18 protein-coding genes are annotated in these 19,536 nt (G+C 41.9%); 9 read left to right on the top strand and 9 right to left on the bottom strand.

Annotated elements, in window-relative coordinates; genetic code table 11:
• Positions 1-3 precede the first annotated feature (3 nt).
• Positions 4-1,056: a ribonucleotide-diphosphate reductase subunit beta gene (locus tag IPN35_06090; protein QQS59123.1), complete on the bottom strand. Its 1,053-nt coding sequence runs from the start codon at positions 1,054-1,056 to the stop codon at positions 4-6.
• A gap of 224 nt (positions 1,057-1,280) precedes the next feature.
• Between IPN35_06090 and IPN35_06085 the strand changes: the two genes are divergently transcribed.
• From IPN35_06085 to sufC, 5 genes are all read left to right on the top strand, one after another.
• Positions 1,281-1,931 carry a hypothetical protein gene (locus tag IPN35_06085; GenBank protein QQS59122.1) on the top strand — a complete coding sequence of 217 codons (651 nt, stop codon included), beginning with the start codon at positions 1,281-1,283 and terminating at the stop codon, positions 1,929-1,931.
• Between the two features lie 65 nt (positions 1,932-1,996).
• Positions 1,997-5,365 carry a transglycosylase domain-containing protein gene (locus tag IPN35_06080; GenBank protein QQS59121.1) on the top strand — a complete coding sequence of 1,123 codons (3,369 nt, stop codon included), beginning with the start codon at positions 1,997-1,999 and terminating at the stop codon, positions 5,363-5,365.
• Positions 5,366-5,425: 60 nt separating this feature from the next.
• Complete coding sequence (tig, locus tag IPN35_06075) at positions 5,426-6,733, top strand: trigger factor (protein ID QQS59120.1); 1,308 nt, start codon at positions 5,426-5,428, stop codon at positions 6,731-6,733.
• Positions 6,730-7,350 carry a non-canonical purine NTP pyrophosphatase gene (locus tag IPN35_06070; GenBank protein QQS59119.1) on the top strand — a complete coding sequence of 207 codons (621 nt, stop codon included), beginning with the start codon at positions 6,730-6,732 and terminating at the stop codon, positions 7,348-7,350. The genes tig and IPN35_06070 overlap by 4 nt, the downstream gene beginning before the upstream one ends.
• 58 nt (positions 7,351-7,408) lie before the next feature.
• Positions 7,409-8,203, top strand: a complete 795-nt coding sequence (gene sufC / locus IPN35_06065; GenBank protein QQS59118.1) for a Fe-S cluster assembly ATPase SufC — start codon at positions 7,409-7,411, stop codon at positions 8,201-8,203.
• Between the two features lie 13 nt (positions 8,204-8,216).
• Here sufC and IPN35_06060 read toward each other — a convergent pair whose 3' ends face one another.
• The 7 genes from IPN35_06060 to gatC all read right to left on the bottom strand — a co-directional run bounded on the left by IPN35_06060 (position 8,217) and on the right by gatC (position 15,224).
• Positions 8,217-8,852, bottom strand: coding sequence for a V-type ATP synthase subunit D (locus tag IPN35_06060; GenBank protein QQS59117.1), 636 nt, complete (start codon positions 8,850-8,852; stop codon positions 8,217-8,219).
• Between the two features lie 76 nt (positions 8,853-8,928).
• Complete coding sequence (locus tag IPN35_06055; protein QQS59116.1) at positions 8,929-10,575, bottom strand: S-layer homology domain-containing protein; 1,647 nt, start codon at positions 10,573-10,575, stop codon at positions 8,929-8,931.
• A 150-nt stretch (positions 10,576-10,725) separates the two neighbouring features.
• A complete protein-coding gene (locus IPN35_06050; protein ID QQS59115.1) occupies positions 10,726-12,021 on the bottom strand; it encodes a dihydroorotase in 1,296 nt (431 codons plus the stop codon).
• Positions 12,021-13,013, bottom strand: coding sequence for an aspartate carbamoyltransferase catalytic subunit (locus IPN35_06045; protein QQS59114.1), 993 nt, complete (start codon positions 13,011-13,013; stop codon positions 12,021-12,023). The genes IPN35_06050 and IPN35_06045 overlap by 1 nt, the downstream gene beginning before the upstream one ends.
• A 75-nt stretch (positions 13,014-13,088) precedes the next feature.
• Complete coding sequence (gene gatA, locus IPN35_06040) at positions 13,089-14,501, bottom strand: Asp-tRNA(Asn)/Glu-tRNA(Gln) amidotransferase subunit GatA (GenBank protein QQS59113.1); 1,413 nt, start codon at positions 14,499-14,501, stop codon at positions 13,089-13,091.
• The gene (locus IPN35_06035) at positions 14,498-14,902 is read right to left on the bottom strand and encodes a hypothetical protein (GenBank protein QQS59112.1); all 405 of its coding nucleotides are present in this window, start codon (positions 14,900-14,902) and stop codon (positions 14,498-14,500) included. Before IPN35_06035 ends, gatA begins: the two co-directional genes overlap by 4 nt.
• Positions 14,903-14,933: 31 nt before the next feature.
• A complete protein-coding gene (gene gatC / locus IPN35_06030) occupies positions 14,934-15,224 on the bottom strand; it encodes an Asp-tRNA(Asn)/Glu-tRNA(Gln) amidotransferase subunit GatC (protein ID QQS59111.1) in 291 nt (96 codons plus the stop codon).
• Positions 15,225-15,313: 89 nt separating this feature from the next.
• On the opposite strand from gatC, the gene IPN35_06025 reads away from it, so the two are divergent.
• Positions 15,314-15,628, top strand: a complete 315-nt coding sequence (locus IPN35_06025) for a hypothetical protein (GenBank protein ID QQS59110.1) — start codon at positions 15,314-15,316, stop codon at positions 15,626-15,628.
• A 102-nt stretch (positions 15,629-15,730) separates the two neighbouring features.
• Positions 15,731-17,191: a hypothetical protein gene (locus IPN35_06020; protein QQS59109.1), complete on the top strand. Its 1,461-nt coding sequence runs from the start codon at positions 15,731-15,733 to the stop codon at positions 17,189-17,191.
• Positions 17,192-17,217: 26 nt separating this feature from the next.
• Here IPN35_06020 and IPN35_06015 read toward each other — a convergent pair whose 3' ends face one another.
• A complete protein-coding gene (locus IPN35_06015; GenBank protein ID QQS59108.1) occupies positions 17,218-17,868 on the bottom strand; it encodes an IS1595 family transposase in 651 nt (216 codons plus the stop codon).
• A gap of 74 nt (positions 17,869-17,942) precedes the next feature.
• Between IPN35_06015 and IPN35_06010 the strand changes: the two genes are divergently transcribed.
• Positions 17,943-18,938, top strand: coding sequence for a DUF3137 domain-containing protein (locus IPN35_06010; protein QQS59107.1), 996 nt, complete (start codon positions 17,943-17,945; stop codon positions 18,936-18,938).
• 25 nt (positions 18,939-18,963) lie between these two features.
• A complete protein-coding gene (locus IPN35_06005; protein QQS59106.1) occupies positions 18,964-19,533 on the top strand; it encodes a LemA family protein in 570 nt (189 codons plus the stop codon).
• The last annotated feature ends 3 nt before the right edge of the window (positions 19,534-19,536 follow it).

The raw sequence follows: 19,536 nt of genomic DNA, 5'->3' as shown, positions 1-19,536 counted from the left end.
ATACTACCATTCGAGTGCTCCAGTGCTGTACTCACGAACAGTTCCTTCGAAAAAATTCGTCTCAATCATAGAGTTTTGCGTAATCTCATCAATCCATGGAAATGGATTTTCCGCATGAAACTGTTTGGGAAGACCCGTCTGTCGTAAGCGCATATCTGCAACAAATTGGAGATATTGTTCAAGATTTTCTGGAGTGAGACCCAAAATACCCTCATGAATACACGATTTCCCCCAATCGAGTTCGTGCTCATACGCTCCTAAGACAATTTTGGTGCATCGATCCTGCATTTCTTTTGTCCAAATTTCTGGCTGTTCTTCACGAATAGTATTAAAAATATGCGTAAAAAGGCGAAGATGCATGTCTTCATCTCGATTGATAAACTGAATCATCTGAGCTGAACCTGGCATTTTTTGATTTCGACGAAGCACATAAAATACGAGAAAAGCGGAGTAGAAATAAATTCCCTCAAGAACAATATTCGCCATGCACGATTCCAAAAAATCAGCATCAGTCTCAGGCGTTCCCGTATGAAAATTGTTTTCTGAAATTTTTGCAAAGGAACTGAGAACGTACCTGTTCTTCTCGTAGAGCTCCAAATCTTTTTTATACATGCCATAAATTTCATCAGGATCAAACCCAAGTGCTTCAACCATGGTGGCGTAGCTATGCACATGAAGTGCTTCTTCATACGCCTGTCGCACCAAAGCGAGCTTTACTTCTGGAGAAGTTATTTGTCGCACCACATTTGTTGTGAGATTTTCCGTCTGAATACCATCGAGATTCGACACAAAGGCTAACGCACGCTTGTACACACGCCGCTCATTTTCAGTAAGAAATCCGTCTTGGCGCCACTGTTGAACATCTTCTCCCATGGGAACTTCTTCTGGCATCCAGTTGTTCATCTGCATGGTTTTAAAAACCTCTTGCGCCCAAGGATGCTTCAACGGAGAAACCTGCATGAGCCCATCATCTTCTCCATTAATAACCCGACGAAGATTGATTCGTTTTGCTGTTGATTCCGCATTTGGGTCAAATACGATTTGTTTTTGAGACATAATGCCTGAAGAAGAGAAAAGAGAAGTGCCCTATCTAAGGAGCGGAAAAAAGAGTAATCCTTCTTCTTGTTTCACGCAAAATGTTCCTGAGGAATATTTTTAAAAGAGATGGATGCATACACGAAAAACTCCCACTAGAATATTACTATATTGTGGATGCGCGCAGCTTCTTGCTTGAGACACAACAATGAGCAATAATGAGCGCCGACTTTTGTTTTTAAAATATGAAACGTGCTTTTTTCTCCTTTCTGGCAATATTTTTTTTGGGAGGATGCAATATACTCCCCCAAGGTCCTGATGAAAGTGTTTTTGCCGAGCTTGAAGGAAAAAGTATACAAGAGCTAACGCGTATGGCGAAAGATACAAAAGATGAAAATCTTCTGCGGTATTTTGCCCATCATCAAAACGAAGGAGTACGCAGTGATGCGGCAAAAAATCCAAATCTTCCAGAAGATCTGCAGCCAAAATTGGCGGAAGATGATTCGTGGCTCGTTCGTCAATACTTGGGGGCAAATCGCAATATTCTGCCTTCCATTGCCGCCAAACTTTCCATCGATCTCTTGCCGGAAATTCGCTGGGTTGTTGCAAAAAATCCATCCGTTTCCGAAGAAGTACTCCTGAGCTTTGTGGAAGATGAAAATACAGAAGTACAGAAAAAACTCGCACAGAACACAAATCTCTCAACAGCAGTTATGTTAGAGATTGCAAAGCGATCGGATATCGGTGCCGTTATTGATCTCATTCGTTCGCACACCGTCCCTCCAGAAGTCATTGAGGAACTTCGCTCACGAAAGGAAGAAAGCATCTTGGAAGAACTACGTCAACAAGGGGATCTACCACAAAACTCTGATGAAAACGATAGCTCATCCTTCTAGTACAAAAAGAGGAATATCGACATTCCTATGAAAAAGAGACACAATACTTTTGTTTTCGTATTGGCGTGAAAAATCCGTTTCAAAAAAAATCTCTTCGGCGCAATGCACACGAAACGATTCAAAAATTTTCTTTTGCGTCGCTCGCTCACCAGAAAAAACAAAAACCTCCTCGTTCTTTTTGGAAAATTGTCTCCTCACTTTTTCTCCTCTTTTTTTCCCTCGGGCTCATTGGGCTTTCCGTTCTCCTTTTTGTAGTCTTAAAGGATCTCCCCGATGTTTCAAATCCAGAAGCACTTCTTTTTTCCGAATCAACCGTTATCTACGATAGAGAAGGGAAAGTTCAGCTCTACGCAATCCACGGAGATCAAAATCGTCGCATTCTTCCCATACAGAATATTAACCAGAACATGATAAACGCTATTCTCTCTGCAGAAGACGATGCGTTTTTTACTCATGATGGATTTGATTTTGGGGGAATTTCCATGGCGTTTTGTCATGAAATTTTTGGAAATCTTGGTGGTATGTGTCCTCAGCGAGGAGGAAGTACAATTACACAGCAAGTTATCAAAAATTTCTTCTTAACCCCCGAGCGAACGATTGTACGAAAATTGCGTGAAATTGTGCTCGCCTACAAAATAGAACACCAGTACAGCAAAGAGGAGATTCTTGGACTCTATCTAAACGGCATCTCTTTTGGCTCGGCTTTTCATGGAGTCGAAACTGCAAGTCAGGCATATTTTTCCATTTCTGCCTCCGAGCTTTCTCCAGCACAAGCGGCAATATTAGCATCACTCCCAAAAGAGCCAACTCGACTTTCTCCATATGGAGAACAAGCTTTTTCTCATGTTCTCCTCGACCCCGAAATCATTCAGAAAAATAATCTCGAAACCTTTGACGATGTGAATGCATTTTCTGCCGATTCATGGAGGGCAGGACTTGTTGGAAGGGAGATTCCTCTGGCAAATGGGAAGACAGCATATTTTGAGGGGAGATCCGATTGGGTGATAAAGCGAATGCACTCTCTTGGCTACCTCTCTGATGCTAAATACGAACAAGCACAAGAAGAGCTCAAAATCATAACTTTTTCCGAATATCGTGAGGCAATTACTGCTCCTCATTTTGTTATGTGGATCCGCCAACAGCTTGAAGAAAAATATGGGCCAGACCTCATTCAACGTGGTGGATTACGAGTAATCACAACACTTGATGTTGGAATGCAAGAAAAAGCAGAAGAAGCGATTCAAAAAAGCCGTCAAAAAAACACAGAACAATACAAAGCGAAAAATGCGGCACTTGTTGCCATGGATCCTCAAACAGGGGAAATACGAGCACTCGTTGGCTCTGCCGATTATTGGGACAAAGAAATTGACGGGAATGTAAATGTTATTCTCAAAAAACGTTTACCAGGAAGTAGTTTTAAACCAATCGATTATGCGGCGGCGTTTCTTGCCGGAAAGCTTTCTCCAGCAAGTATTCTTTTTGATGTAGAAACAGATTTTGGAAATGGATGGAAGCCAAAAAACTTTGATGGAACATTTCGAGGTCCTGTTTCTGTCCGAAAAGCTCTCGGAAATTCTCTTAATATTCCTGCGATAAAAGCAACTATCATCGCCGGTCCCGAAAAGGTCTATGAAATGGCAACGAATCTTGGCATTCATTTTGATCAGGAACCAGATTTTTATGGTGCCGCCATTGCACTTGGAGGAGCAGAGGCACGACCACTCGATATGGCGGTTGCTTATTCCGCTTTTGTGAATGGCGGATATCTGCGGGAACCGGTGGGAATTTTGCGCGTGGAAGATCGATCTGGAAACATTCTCTTTTCTGCAAAACACGAAGTTCCACAAGAAGAAGAGCCCGTACTTAATCCTGCTGTATCATATCTTGTGGCGGACATGCTCTCTGATCCCAATGCTCGAGGACCAGGATGGAATAGTCGACTCCAACTTCCAGGAAGATGGAATATTGTGAAAACAGGCACTGCCGACAAAAAAGTAAAAGATGTTGCCTTTCCAGCGGATTGTTGGACTATTGGCGGAACCCCAGATCTCATCACAGCGGTATGGACAGGAAATAGTACAGGAGAAGTGCTTGGTAGTCGTGCAAGTGGGTTTGAAATTGCCGCCCCTATTTGGTACTCTTTCATGACAGAAGCATTTCAGGGTATCCCCTCAAATCGTCCTCCACTTCCTCAGGGCATTACCTCTGTTCTCGTCTCCAAACTTTCAGGACTCCTTCCGTCTGAAGGTTTTCCTAAGTCACTTTTAATTCAAGAAACATTTGCCACGGCGAATATTCCATCGACAGAAGATACTTCACTCTCTTTTGTAGAAGTCGACTCTATCAGTGGAAAACTTCCCAGCACGTTTACACCAAAAGACGCCATTGAGAAGCGCGCAGTTCCCAATCTTCATTCCTACTATCCCGATCGACCTGAATGGGAGAATCCTGTACAAGAGTGGCTAACAAAAAACAGGGAAACATTTTTGACAGAGCTTGGTATTGGAGAAGATATTTCGGCGACCATTCCCACAGAACAGGATGATGTTCATACACAAAAAACACGTGAAAATGCGCCTCGTGTTTCTTTTGTCAATCCAACCGAGGGGGGCAATGTCTCTGCTCCTCGCATGGCAATTTCTATAGATGCGAATATTCCAAACGGATTTCATTCGGTTCGATTTTTTGTGGATGACCGACTTTTGAAATCATTTGATGCTCCTGAAGAACAATATGTTATTCCTATAGCTAGAAGTGCCTCAGATAAAATTCGGTTGCGCGTTGAAGTGCAAGACACACTCCTCTATTCTGGAAGTGCCGAAATTACTGTTTCGCCAAAAAAAGACACTTCTCCTCCGGATGTTTCTATTACCGTCCCACATCCAAACGAAAGCTTTTCGGGAGGAACATCGCTCCTCTTTTCGGCAGACGCAGTAGATATCTTTGGCGCAGTACAAAAAGTAGAATTCTTTGTGAATAACGAGCGAATTGGTGCTGACCTTTTTGCCCCATTTGAGTGGGAGTGGGAAAGTCCCAATACGGATGCAGAATACGTACTTCTCGTAGTAGCAACCGATTATTCTGGGAATCAAATGGAATCATCCGCTCCTTTTCGCATTCGCAAAACCGAAACCTCGGAAACATTTAAAATACGAACCCCTCAGAATGGAAGCATTGTTTCCTGTGGAGAAAGTATTCGCCTAGAAGCCGGAACAGACACAGAACTTCGAAACGACTTCGATCATTTGGAGCTCTGGGGAGAGGGAAATGGTGAGAAAAAGAGAATCGCAAATTTTTCGGAATTAACAGCAACTGGCATTTTTACAGCCACCTTTTCTCCAGAAAAATGCGGAGAATGGCGTTTCTATCTAAAAGCTTTCCGAAAAAATGCTTCCCCTCGTATTTCGGGTCGAATCTCAGTTCGGTTTCAGTAGCCCATTTGCTCCCCAAGGACTTTTTGTGACACAATCTCTTGGCATATTTTTGTTGACCCCATGAAAAGAGAAAAAAAGAAGTTGCCAAAGTCTCAGGTGCAACTTACCGTCGAAATTGAAAACGATGTTTTGGGAAAATATCGTCAAGGCTCTCTTGCCGCCCTTTCTGCGAAAGCAAATATTCCGGGGTTTCGAAAAGGACATATTCCTGAAAAAATTCTTGTGGAACACTACGGAGAAGCAATGATCCTTTCAGAAATGGCAGAAAGAGCAATTCCCGATCTTCTCACAAAGGCAATGATAGAGGAAAAGATCACTCCTCTTATTTTGCCAGAAGTTTCGGTGGAATCGCTCAACCCTTTTCGTTTTACGGCAATCATCACCTCTTTCCCAGAAATCACTCTTGAAAAATGGGAAGATGTCTCTGTCCCCAAAAAGAAAATAGTTGTTTCAGAAAAAGAAAAGGAGAAGGTTATTGATGAACTTCGGGAGCGTTTTATCGAGCGAAAACCAGTCGATCGACCTGCGAAAGATGGTGACTTTGTGGAGATTAGTTTTTTCGGAAAAACACCAGATGGTGTTCCTCTTGAAGGCACGGAAAGCAAAATGCATCCGGTTGTTCTTGGAAAAGGACAACTCCTTTCGGATTTCGAAAAAGAACTTATAGGAATGAAAACAGGAGAAGAAAAAACCTTTACAATGACCTTCCCAAAAGACTACGGAGCGCAACATCTTTCCGGAAAGCCAGTTGTATTTGACATCAATATGGTAGGGGTATACGAGCAAGTTCTTCCAATGGTGGATGATGCGTTCGCACAAAAAATATTTGGCGAAACAGCAAGCGCCGAAAGTATGCGTTTGGAAATTGAAAAAATCCTCCTCGAGAAAGCAGAAAATGAAGAGCGAAGTCGGCGAGAAAATGAGCTTCTTGAAATCTGGAATAAAAAGGCAACTATGGATCTTCCTGATATTTTTGTGCAGGAAGAAATGACAAATATGAAAGAGTTTCTCAAGGATCGAGTGCAACAAATGGGATTTACGTGGGAACAACACCTCGCGAACATGAAGAAAACGGAAGAAGATTTTGAAAAAGAGAATTGGCCAGAGGCAGAAAAACGCTCTCGGGAACGTCTTATTATTGGGTATCTTTTGGATCTTTCAGAAATATCCATACCAGAAAAAAATATTCAGCACTTCGCACACGAATTATTTCATGAGGAACTTCCTCCTCACACGCATCACAATCATGACCACAATATCACAAAAAATTCAGAGCTCTGGAAGCGTGCAGAACACCGTTTACGAGTAGAAGCACTTTTTGATCGATTTCTTGGGATACAAAAGAAGAAAGAATCATCAGAGAAATGAAGCGCATTCTTATTGCCACTGGCAATTCTGGAAAAGTACGAGAAATGCGGGAAGTCATCGGAGATCTTCCCGCAGAGTTTATAACGCTTGCTGATTTAGGATTTACAAATAATGTAGAAGAAACAGGAACAACCTATGAAGAAAATGCCTTTCAAAAAGCGGATTTCTTTTTTCAGAAAACTGGATTTCCGGTTATCGCAGAAGATTCGGGACTTGAAGTTTCTGCTCTTTCGGGAGAACTTGGTGTTCAAACTCGTCGTTGGGGTGCTGGTGAGCAAGCAAGTGATGCGGAATGGATGGAACACTTTTTAAAACGCATGGAAGGAGAGAATGATCGATCAGCAACCTTTTTTTGTACTGCTGTTTTTGTGGCAGAAGGAAATATTCGCTCTGTTTTTACAGGAGAAACCAAAGGAATACTTGCGCATTCGCCACAATGTTTGCCTCCAAAAGGCATCCCTGTCTCTGCCCTCTTTATTCCTGAGGGAAAAACCAAGGTATATGCCACCATGTCGCCAGAAGAAAAAAATGCAGTGAGTCATCGTGGCAAGGCAATGCAAGCACTAAAGCAGTTTTTGGAGCAGTTTTTGAGTACGCACCAAAAAATTGCTTTGTGAAACAATCTTCTAAATCTGCTACCCTTGTTGTGTTATTATTTTTGTAGATTCCTTGTTTATGCTTGAAATACAAAACCTTCAGGTAAAACTTGAAGAGAAAGAAATTCTTTCGCACCTCTCCCTCACCGTTCAGCAAGGAGAAGTCCATGCAATTATGGGGCCAAATGGTTCTGGAAAATCCACTCTTGCCAAGGTGCTATTAGGACACCCGTCCTATACTATCTCTCAAGGATCTATTCAATTTTTTGGCGAAGACATTCTTCCGCTTTCTCCAGAAGAACGGAGTGAACGAGGAATATTCCTCCTTTTTCAACAACCTCGTGAAATTTCGGGAGTGCCATATCAGCAATTTCTCCATACCATTCATCAAACAAAAGTACTCCGAAATGCGAAAAAAACACTCGCAGAAGCACGAAAGGACAAGGTTCTTCGCAAAGAGATTTCTCCGATTCGATTTCGAAAAGATATTTCTGAAAAGCTTCCAAACGTACGATTGCCGGAGACGTTTTTAGGGCGAAGTGTAAACGATGGATTTTCGGGAGGAGAGAAAAAGAAATCGGAGATTCTTCAAATGGAAATTCTCCGCCCAAAGCTTGTTATTCTTGATGAACTCGATTCTGGACTTGATGTGGATGCACTTCGTGTTGTATGTGATCGAGTAAATATTCTTAAGAATGAGATGAATATGGGGATTATTCTCATTACTCATTACCCTCGAATCCTCCAATACATTTCCCCAGATTTTGTTCATCTCTTTGACAACGGGCACATTCAAAAAACAGGCGATATACATCTAGCACAAAAAATTGAAGAAGAGGGATATGAAAAAGGTGATAGCAGTACAACGAAATAGCTTTTAAATAGACTTATCTTCCTTCTTCTTTTGCTTGAATCATTGCTTTGATGCGCATAACCGAGACAAGTGTGTCGCGCGCAGATTCTTCAATTTTCATGGTGATAAAACGCACGGTGTCCTTTAGATCTGGAATCATGCGATATTCCAATGTATTAACTCGACGCCTTGTTTTTTCGATTTCCTGAGCAAGCGCTTCTGTCGCTTTTTCAAGCTCTGCTAAACGCAAAAGACGAGGGAAAATGTCTTGCAATTTCTTAAGTGCCATTTCAAGCGCGCTGGATGTTCCCACGGAAGTAAAACCAATCGCTTTCCCCTCCGTTTTTGCCTCAAACTGAGGAATACGAACACTCATTACATTTTTCGTCTCCACGAGGAGATCGATACTCGCCGTACTCGCGAGAAGTGCCGTTTCTATTGCTTCTGGACTCATAACAGAGCCTGCCTTGAGAAAGAGCAAAAACACCTCGCCAATTTCTATTTCTACCTCCTCACGGAGTTGTTTTGTTTCTCGAATAAGATTCATAAACTGCTTCATGAGTCCATCTCGCTTGTCTTTGAGCAACTTATGACCACGTTGTGCGGTTTTTACTCGTTTCCGTAGCGAGAGAAGATTAACGCGCGTTGGATTTATTCTAAGAACAGCCATTCCAAAGAAGAAAGAAAGGCGAGCGACATTTTTTCAGAATCTGCGGTTTTCCGCAAATATTTTTCCTCTAAAACTCCTATTCCTTAAATCCAAGAATGACAGAGGCGAATTTTGCTACTTCTGCATGAGTTACTGGAGCATTTGGACGAAAGACCGTTTTTGTTTTCATACCCACATTTCGTGCTCCGAGCTCTCCATTAATCGTAGCAATAGTCGCCGGTCCCACCACTCCGGCACTAGGATTATTTGGTGTTTGCAAAATTCCCCTGCTGAGCTGATACTGAAGTACTGCATTCCTGAGCTCTTCGGTGAAAATTCCGTTGATCTCTCCGGAAAAAAAATCGAGCTCTGTAAGAATACGTTGCAATTCTTCTACATGCGTTCCTGTTTCGCCTCCGCCAATTTGCTCCGCATTAATACGAAGTGCTCCTCCGTCGTATTCTGTAAATCCGGTGGCGACTCCATCGGAAATAGCTCGAGCAACAAAAGGAGCAAACCAACTCTCCTGCGGAACGTCCTCAAAAGAGAGTGAAGAAGATGCCTCATCTGTTATTTCCGGCTGATTTTTTGAAACACGATAGAGGAGTGATAACGCCTCTGCACGGCTCACTGCATCATCGGGGCCAAAGGAACCGTCTGCCCGTCCAGAAATGAGTTTCTTTTGAGAGGCAACACAAAGGAAATCTGCATTGGCGTGGTTTTGCCGAATATCAGTAAAAAAAACAACAGCATTGTGAGAAGGCATGAGTTCATCCAAACACGTTTTTGTTTCGTCTGTAGCATTAAGACTTTGTACCAAAATGCGCACTACTTCCGATCTTGTTGCCGGCGCATCAGGGAAAAAGAAGGACGTATTTTCAGAAAAGGAGAGTCCGGCGGAAGCAAATTGCTCAATATATGCTTTTGCCCAATGCTGAGCAATGTCGCGATAAGAAGAATGATTCGTTTTCACCGGAATATCACTTTCTTCTCTTTTCTCTTCTGAAGGAAATGTCTCTTGCGATGTTTCCTGTGCTACTGCTTCTTCTTTTACTTCTTCCGAAGGAAGCTCTCCAGGACCATCATAAATAGCATAAATTCCGTTTTGAACAATCTTTATCAATACTCCCTCACCATCTTCAGAAAACTCGTATGGAACAGATTGGTATGTCCCATCTTCTTCATGAAACCAATAGACAGTAATAGCAGTGTTTCCTTTTTGTTGTTCGCCAATGGGATAACGTAAAAATACCGATGGATGAAACATGATTTTTTCTTCTGCACTCAATACAGCCCCCCCTAAAAATCTTGCATTTATTGGTTTTGGTGTTGGTAACTGACTGGGAAAAATCGCTTTTGGAGCATTAATGATTCCCGAAAAAGGCTCTTCGCTATTGAGCAGGGTAACAGTAGTAGAAAGTGGGTAGAGAACGGAAAAGGCGTGTTTCTCGTCGTATACAGATGTTTCTCGCGTTATAGTGCCGATATACTCTCCTTCTTGTGGCATTTGGAGATCGGTATTATCGAGATTTCTCGGAAATTCTGTGAGTCGCACAGGAAGACTATTCACCTCGCTTTTTGTTCCTCCTACTTGCTGGAGCAAAATATTAGAAACTTCCGTTCCATTCCCACTTTCTTCTGCACTCCCTTTTTCCGCTACCACTCCCAATCCTGTTGCACAAACAAAAGAAATACTAAGAAAAATGCACAACCACTTTCGAACAGATGAGGAAGAGAGTGACATAATTGATGAAAAAACTGAGCCAAAAATATCACAGAAAAGAGCCGTTTCGCAAGAGCTCTCTTTCTTATAGCACAAAATCGCTCCTCAAAAAAGTGAAAGCTAAAAAGACTATTGTGAATAAAAAACGCTAAAAAACATATACAACCCCCCTTAAATTACCATTTCTTCGTTTCGCATTTTTATTTCGCCACCAATAAGAACCGTATGCGCTTTTCCGAAGAGTGTTTTTCCTGTAAACACACAGTTCTTTCCTTTGGAATAAAATGTTTTTGGATCAACCACCCACTTCTTTTCGAGATCAAAAATCGAAATATCCGCATCAACTCCTTCTGAAAGTGTTCCCTTTGGCACGCGAATAATATTTGCTGGTGCGCTTGTCATCTTCTCAACTCCTTTCATGAGCGAAATATGATTTTTGCAAACGAGATAGGTATTCATAACGGCGAAACTCGTTTCGAGTCCCGTGCTTCCAAATGAAGCATCTTCAAAAGGTGCTAATTTTTCTGGCTCAATATGCGGCGCATGATCGGTAGTAAATGCATCAATAGTATCATCTTGAATGCCCCGAATAACTTCCTGTACATGATCCTCGGAGCGGAGTGGAGGATACATTTTTGCATTTGTATTGTACCCAATGCACTCCTCATCGGTAAGCGCAAAGTGTTGAACAGAAACTTCCGCAGTAATGTTTCCAATACCTCGTTTCTTTGCCAAACGAATCGCCTCAATGGCATTTTTAGTGGAATTATGAAGCAGGTGCAAGCGCACGCCCGATTTTTCCGCAAGCAGAATATTCTTAAGTACCGCCATGTCTTCTGCTACTTCTGGTGTTCCGGCGAGTCCGAGTCGCGTGGATGTCCATCCTTCGTGCATCACCCCGCAACCGGTGAGATTATCACACTCGCAATGACTCATAAGGAGAATGTCGTGCGTTTTCGCATAGCGCATAGCTCGGAGGAGCAGACCTTCGTCTTGCACATCATATCCGTCTTCGGTTACAGCAATGGCACCAGAATTTTTCATTTCCCACATTTCCGAGAGTCGCTCCCCTTCTTGTCCTTTTGTGATTGAACCTGATGGAAAAATATTGATGAGATTTAGTGCTTTTGCGCGACTGATAATAAACTCAATAACGGTCTGATTATCTGCCACAGGCGTGAGGTTTGGCATAGTGACTACCGAGGTAACTCCTCCTGCAATTGCTGCGCGAGAACCAGTTTCGAGGGTCTCCTTGTCTTCTCGTCCTGGCTCCCGAAAATGTACCTGCAAATCAATAAGTCCAGGGGTAACCAAAAGTCCTTTGGCATCAATAATTTTCTCTGTTTTTTCTGAAAGGTTTTTTCCGCATTTTGCAATTTTTCCATCTTTCACCAAAATATCCATTTGTTCATCTATACTGTTTGCGGGATCAATAATACGTCCGCCATGAATGAGAAGAGTGCTCATTAGATATGAGAAAACGATTTTTGCGTTCCGTCGTATCGAACGGAAGTGAGCCAGAGAAGTGCTTTCCGTATGGCAAGCCCGTTCTCTACTTGTTGAAGAATGCGCGATTGCGGATGCGCCACAAGCGCAGAATGCACGTCAACATCACGAATAACCGGACCCGGATGCATAAGAATGGCATTTTTATTGGCAATTTTGAGGCGTTTTTCCGAGATGCCAAAGGTCTTTGAATATTCCCGAAGACTCGGGATGAATCCGTTTGATCCACGCTCTTCTTGCACACGAAGGGTATAGACAACATCGGCACCAACAAGGGCATCTTCAACACTGTAATATTTCTGAATGCCAAATTTCTCCGACTCTTCGGGGAAAAAGGTGTCTGGTGCCGCTACACGAATTCTTGCTCCTAAACGTGGTAAAAGGCGCACTAGAGAGCCAAATACTCGGGAGTGGAGAATATCTCCCACAATGGTGATAATCTTCCCTTCAAGCGTTTCTGTTTTGAAATGATCGAGCATAGTCAGTGCATCGAGAAGAGCTTGTGAAGGATGCTCATGCCAACCATCTCCTGCATTTATTACACTCGCTCGAACATGCTGGGCAACCATTTCGGGAACACCCGATTGTCGTGAACGAACAACCACCACTGAAAGTCCGTAGGAATCAATTGTCTCAAGAGTATCGAGAAGGCTTTCTCCTTTTTTTACCGAACTCGTGGAGCCGACATTATGTGTATCCATACCGAGATGTTTTGCTGCAAGGTCAAAACTCGACATGGTACGAGTAGAGTGCTCAAAAAAAGCATTGATAAGCGAATGTCCTCTACAAAGCGAAAGCTTTTCTGTTCCCGTATTTCGAAATGCACGAGCAAGCTCAAAAATAAGCTGTAATTCTTCTTTTGCTTGAATGTTATCAATGGAACACACGTCAAAAAAACCAATGTCTCTGCTATTACGAATTTCGAGGAGGGTCTTTTCAGAAAGAGAACTCATTGTGCTATTTAGAATGAGAATCCTTGGTAGGATACTGTTTTTTCGAGATGTTCACAAGCGATCAGCATCTTACTTTCACTTCTCCTCTTTGCAAGCAGATTCCAAATGCCACCCAAGCTGGAGAATTCCTGCTTCATCAAATTGTTTCCCCAAAATTTGTACTCCTGTGGGAAGCCCATTCTGTTTTCCGGTAGGAACGGCAAGAGAGGGAATTCCGGCAAGATTTGCCGTTACGGTAAAAATATCCGCAAGATACATTTGGAGTGGGTCATCTATTTTTTCTCCAAGAGAAAATGGAGGAAATGGAGAAACCGGAGCAATAAGCGCATCCACTTCTTCGAGCACGCGGGCATACTCTTCTGCTATTTTTCGTCGAACTGCCGCCGCTTTTTTGTAGTAGGCATCAACATATCCTGATGAGAGCGTAAAGGTACCCATCATAATGGCACGTTTTGGTTCATCACCAAAAAATGTTCCTCTGGTTTTTTGATAGAGATCTGTAAGATCTTCTGAACCAGAAGAGGATCCAAATCGAACACCATCGTATTTTGCCAAATTGGTGCTTGCTTCTGCTTTGACGAGCAAGTAGTAGGTCGGAATAGCATATTCTGTAAGCGGAAGAGAGATCTCTCGAATTTTTGCACCTCGTTGTTCAAGAATTTTTGCGGCTTTTTCCGTTTCTTTTCGAACATTTTCTCCTATTCCATTTACCTCAAGAAACTCCTTTGGAAGTCCGATGATTTTTCCAGAAATATCATGTTTGAGCATTTCGGTGTATTTCGGAACTGATATGTTAGGAGTAGTACTGTCTTTTTTGTCTTTTCCAGCAATAATTTCAAGAACATACGCCGCGTCTTCTACTGTTTTTGTAAGAGGACCAATGGTATCAAAACTACTTGCGTATGAAATAACTCCCGAGCGCGAAACTCTTCCGTACGTTACTTTGAGCCCCACACATCCACAAAAATTTGCGGGCTGACGAATGGAGCCTCCGGTATCGGTTCCCAGAGAAAACACACATTCGTCTCCGGCAACTGCCGCCGCCGATCCTCCCGAGCTTCCTCCGGGAACTCTTGTATGATCATGCGGATTTTTTGTCGGACCAAATGCTGATCCTTCTGTGGAAGATCCCATGGTAAACTCATCGCAATTTGTTTTTCCGAGCAAGATTGCTCCTGCTTCCTCTAGTTTTTCCCAACAAGTTGCCGAATAGGGTGGCACAAAATACTCAAGGACTTTTGATCCGGCGGTAGTCCGCACCCCCTTAGTGCAAATACTGTCTTTTATCCCCACGGGAATTCCCGCAAGCGGATGAGAAAAATCTCCCGATTTGTCCAGCTCTTTTGCTTTTTGAAGTGCCTCTTCTTTGTTCACGCTAATATAAGCGTTAAGCGGAGAAGTTTCTATTTTTTGCAAATAGGACTCTGTGATTTCTGTGGCAGTTTTTCGCCGATTTCTTAGGTCGCTTATGAGTTTAGAAATGGTCATTTTGTTGGAGAAACAGGAGAAGAAGATTGGTATTCATCAAGAAGAGCACGATAGTCACGATAAGAAAGATCTCCCGGTTGAATACCAGAAGAAAATCGAGCAATTTCCTCGTTGGAAATAAGGTTGATGAGCGTGAGCGTAAGGTAGCCTTCTTGTTCTGTTCGCTTTTCCATAAGACAAGAATCTGCTTTTTCGCTGTAAAAGAGGGCAGCAATGGTCTCGTTTTCGAGAAGTGTTTTTTCTGCTCCTGCTCGATATAAAAGACAGGGTTCTTTCGAGGGAACAGTGACATTAGCATGAACGGAGATATTTGCTTGCCCAGGAGAAGATTCCTCCAAAAAAAGAAATTGGTATCCCCCCAGAACAGCAAGAAGAAAAAGAAGAAAGAGTATTTTTTTCATGAATAAGAAATACTGAGAAAGAGAGGGGGGATTATGAAAATGTTTTTGGAGCAGAAATTTGATGTCGAGAAATTTCAAGTGGTGAACAAGAGAGGAGTTCTTTTTCAAGACCGCTCGCTTCGGGAATGTCGTCTCGAAACGCATTTGTCAGTCCTGTTACTTGTGCCATCGGTTCTATTTCATTTGTATCAACTTCTTGGAGCTTCTCAAAAAAAGAAAAAATATCACTGAGCTGTGTTGCAAATTTCGCAACCTCCTCTTGGCTCAATTTAATTCGTGCAAGATGAGCGAGTTTTTCGACGAGAACGCTATCGACAATCATTTTTAGGAAAAATTTTCTCTACTGTGCCAAAAAATCTTGACTCTGCAAAATTGGCACTCTAAAATAGCGAGTGCTAATATAGTAACGCTATGCACTATACTCCTTCTTCATCGGCAACAGAAGAACATATTACGAAGATTTTCAAAATTCTTGTTCGAGAAGATGCAAACGAACTCGGCATGGTGTTTGCAGATTCTACGAAAAATCATCCACAAGAAGCTCGTGTTCGAGGAGAGACTCAGCAATTTAACTCTGAAACCGAAAAACTCCGATTTCTCGCCAAAGCCCACCAGAAGGGGTTTCGCAATTTTGAAACAACTCGTGGAGATATTGATATTGAAAGAATGGTACTTGCAGAGCTTGCGCGCCGTCAAAAGGCAGAAAAAAAGAAAACGAAAGCCTAAGTTGACATACCCAAACACTTGTTTCTTGCACTACCTGTTTGATACTCTTACGAAGTTTTCTCGTTTCTTTTCTGGAAAACTCTCCTTTTTTGTTTGTGCGCAATGGAAGAATCCATTCGTCAGCATGTTCGACAAATAGCACTTCGCGAACTCTCTTCTGGAAGATCTCCCAATGAGGTTTTTCACTTGGCAGAGAAGGCTGGGATTTCTCAAGAATATATTTTGGAGGACTTAGGAACTGTTCTTGCGGAAAATCCTGATGCGCCTTTTGCAAGTGCGCTTCAAAATCTTTTACACAGCATTCGAGAAAGCTTTTCAATCGAGAATGTTTCTGAGGAAACAAAAATCATAAAAAACCAAATTCATTCAGAACCCGAAGTTCCTCTTCCAAAAAATGAAGAGTCTACTCATTTTTCAGAAAACATAACCTCTGAAGAACAGAGGAAGTTGTCACCAGAGAATCCTTTACCAGAACTCGGAGCACTCCCCCTTCCTTTCTTGAACTCTGGCTCCGAGCAATTATCTACCCTCAAGACTCAGCAATCGCCACAAAAAAACGAGCTAATTGCCGATGGAGAAAAGTGGGATATTATTGGGGAAAAAATAACAGATGGACGCTTTGCTTCCTCGCGTAAAATGCTTGAGGAAAAGCTCGAGAGCTACCAAAAAAATCCCATGAGCATTCGGAGGAACACTATTCTTTTTGCTCTTCCTGCTCTGATCACCATTCTCGCAGTTATTTTTCATCCAAGCATTATTGGAACATTGTTAAACGCATCAGACGTAGACGACGATGGGACTGGCATTTATCTCCTCATTCTTCCATTTGTTCCGATTGTTCTCTATATCGGATACGTCCTTCGTGTGCAACGTCGACTCATAAAAATGCTGGTCGCCAAAACAAGGAATTGGGTGTTTTCTCCCGATGATCGACGCGAACGATGGCAAGGTCTTGTCCAAAAGTATCCCGAAATTTTTCAAAAAGGAAACAAAGATCAAAATGTTCAAGAGGAATTTTGGGGAAGTATTTTTTACGAAGGAAAAGAAATGCGCTTTTGGATGGGAGTTTTTGAATATGTTGTCGAATCAAATAGCAGAAAATCCCGAAGCAGAACGAAACACTTGAATACCGTTTTTGCTCTTCCTCTTAACAAAAAACTTGCTTCCGATTTTCGACTCGAGCCAGAAGGAATTGGACTTAAAATTTTAAATAGTCTCTTTCGGAGAAATGAAGAAATCGAAACAGAATCAGTCGATTTCAACTCCGCCTACGCGGTGTTTTACAACGGAAAAAAGCTAGAGAAAGAACTGGAAATCGTGAAAACTCTTTCTCCTTCGGTGCAGGTGCGCCTAGTGCAACTCAGCAAAAAATGGAAGGCAACCATTCTCTTCCGTGAAAATGCAGTGCTTTTTTCTTTGAAAGGTCGTTTTTTGAGCTGGCGCAAAATGAAGACAAACTTTTTCCGCAAAATAGAACTCGACTCCCGCGATCAAGAACTCCTCGAAAACCAAATTCTCGAGTTTGTGCATCTTTCAGGTGACATTACGCCATTTTTGGATTAATATTTAAGGCTCTTGAGTAGCAGATTTTAAAATTTCTTCAAAATCTTTAGCATTTTATCATAAAGATTCTGATCTTTATAGTTCCATCGGAACTCACATTCTTTCAGATGAAGATTAAACTTATGAGAAGCAATACCGTTGAATTTAGAGAGTCTTCTCTTGGCAAATGACCAGAAAGATTCTATGCCATTCACATGGCATTTTCCTCGAGCAAATTCATCATGGGAATGGTAGACACGATAGTGATCATACCCATTTAGAATGAGTCCGTCATAAGCCCTCCAGCCATCGGTGTGGATAGTGGAACCTTCGAGTATTTTTCCCTGTATGATAGGCAATAACTCTTCTCTACTGCATTTCTTTACGATGGTTACTGATACTTTTCCGTCTCGTTTAAGTATACCAAAGACTGGTGTTTTTCCGGCTGCCCCTCTTCCTCTTTTACCTCGTACTCTTTTAGCTCCAAAATAACTTTCATCAAGTTCAAACTCTCCAGATTCCTTACTTTGAGCGATGGCGTGAAGAGTTATTTTTTCTCGGAAGATATTAAAATACCGATCAATAGTCCTTCGATTTATTTCTAGAATTCTTGCTGTTTTTGAGGCATCGATATCTTCACAAAAACACATCAATATTTTTTTTATTTTGTAGTCTGATATTTTGGCGTGTTTAAGCATGTTGAGAGGATAATCGAAATGATTTTCCTACTCAAGAGCCTTTTTAAATATCAAAAACAAAATTTTTCACAAACATGCCAAAGGAAGAACAGAAATCAGAGGTATTTTGGGATCCCGTTGGAGAAAAAATAACGCATGGTCAATTTGCGTCTGACCGAAAAAAATTAGAACAAACACTCGAAAAATATCAAAAAAATCCAACAGGAGTTCGAAAAAATGCTCTTATTTTTTCTGTTCCAGCGGTAGCCACCATTGTGTGGATTGTTTTGAATCCTAGTATTATTGCTACCCTTGCAGAGTTGACAAAAGACGGAGATGGCGTTTTTTTACTATTTCTTCCGTTTGTTCTGATAGCGCTCTATATTGGATATATTTTTCGAGTACAGCGGCAGCTCGTAAAAATACTCGTTGCGAAGACTCAAGGTTGGGTGTTTGCTCCAAGTGATCATCAGTACAAGAGAGGTGGATATATTACTAAGAAATACCCTGAGATTTCTCAATATGATCCAGCTATTTTGCACGAGGAATTCTGGGGGAGTATTTTGTATAAAAGAAAAAAGATTAACTTTTGGATAGGCGCTTTCATAGTTATTTCAACAAAACAGTGGAGAAATAGAGGGTGCATAAATACTGTTTTTGCTCTTCCATTAGATAAGAAGCTAAGCTCCAATTTCCAGCTAGAACCAGAGGGAATAAAACTTAAATTGTTCAATAATTTTTTTCGAAGCAATAAAAATGAAGAAATTGATACAGAGTCAATCGATTTTAATGCCTCATATACAGTATTTTATAATGGTAGAAAAATTGATAACCAGATCGAAATTGTCAAGGTTCTTTCACCTTCCGTGCAGACGCGTCTCATCAATCTCAGTAGAAAGTGGAAGTGCACTATTATCTTTCGAGAAGATGTGGTTCTTTTTTCTCTCAAGGGGAGATTCTTGAGTTGGTGGAGAATGAAAACCAATTTCTTTCGAAAGGTTGAACTCGATCCGCGTGATCAGAAAATGCTTGAAGATCAAATTTCCGAATTTGCTCAAATTTCGAGTGACATTACTCGATTTTTGGACTAATCTTTTTTTGTTTTTTTGCACTCCCATGGATGGGCTTCTTCTTCCTCTTGGTTTTCTCGTTTTTCTCGGCGGATTGTACGCCATGTTTTACAATGGTCTCATCCATGCTCGTCAGAAAGTAGAAGAGGCGTGGTCTGGTATTGATGTTCAGCTCAAGCGTCGATACGACCTTATTCCAAACCTCGTCAACACTGTAAAAGGCTATGCTTCCCACGAAAAGCAGACACTCGAAAACATCACCAATGCACGCGCAACGGCAATGTCGGTTCCCGATGCAGAGACTGCCAAAAAAGCCGCGGCAGAAGGGGCACTTAGCGGTGCGCTTCGTTCGCTTTTTGCACTCTCGGAGAATTATCCCGATCTCAAGGCAAATGCAAACTTTCTCGAACTTCAGCAACAACTTGCGGAAACGGAAGATCAAATTGCTTCTTCTCGCAGAATTTATAACGGAAATGTAACGGCATATAACGTAAAAGTGCAGAGTGTTCCTTCGAATATTGTGGCGAATATTCACCACTTTTCCGAGAGAGAGTTTTTCGAAATTCCCGAAGGCGATCGTGAAAAAACACGCGAAACTCCAGAAGTATCATTTTGATTG

This window comes from Candidatus Peregrinibacteria bacterium, assembly GCA_016699755.1.
GTDB lineage: Bacteria > Patescibacteriota > Gracilibacteria > CAIRYL01.
The sequence above is the reverse complement of the archived record's forward strand: the minus strand, read 5'-3'. Positions and strand labels throughout refer to the sequence as shown.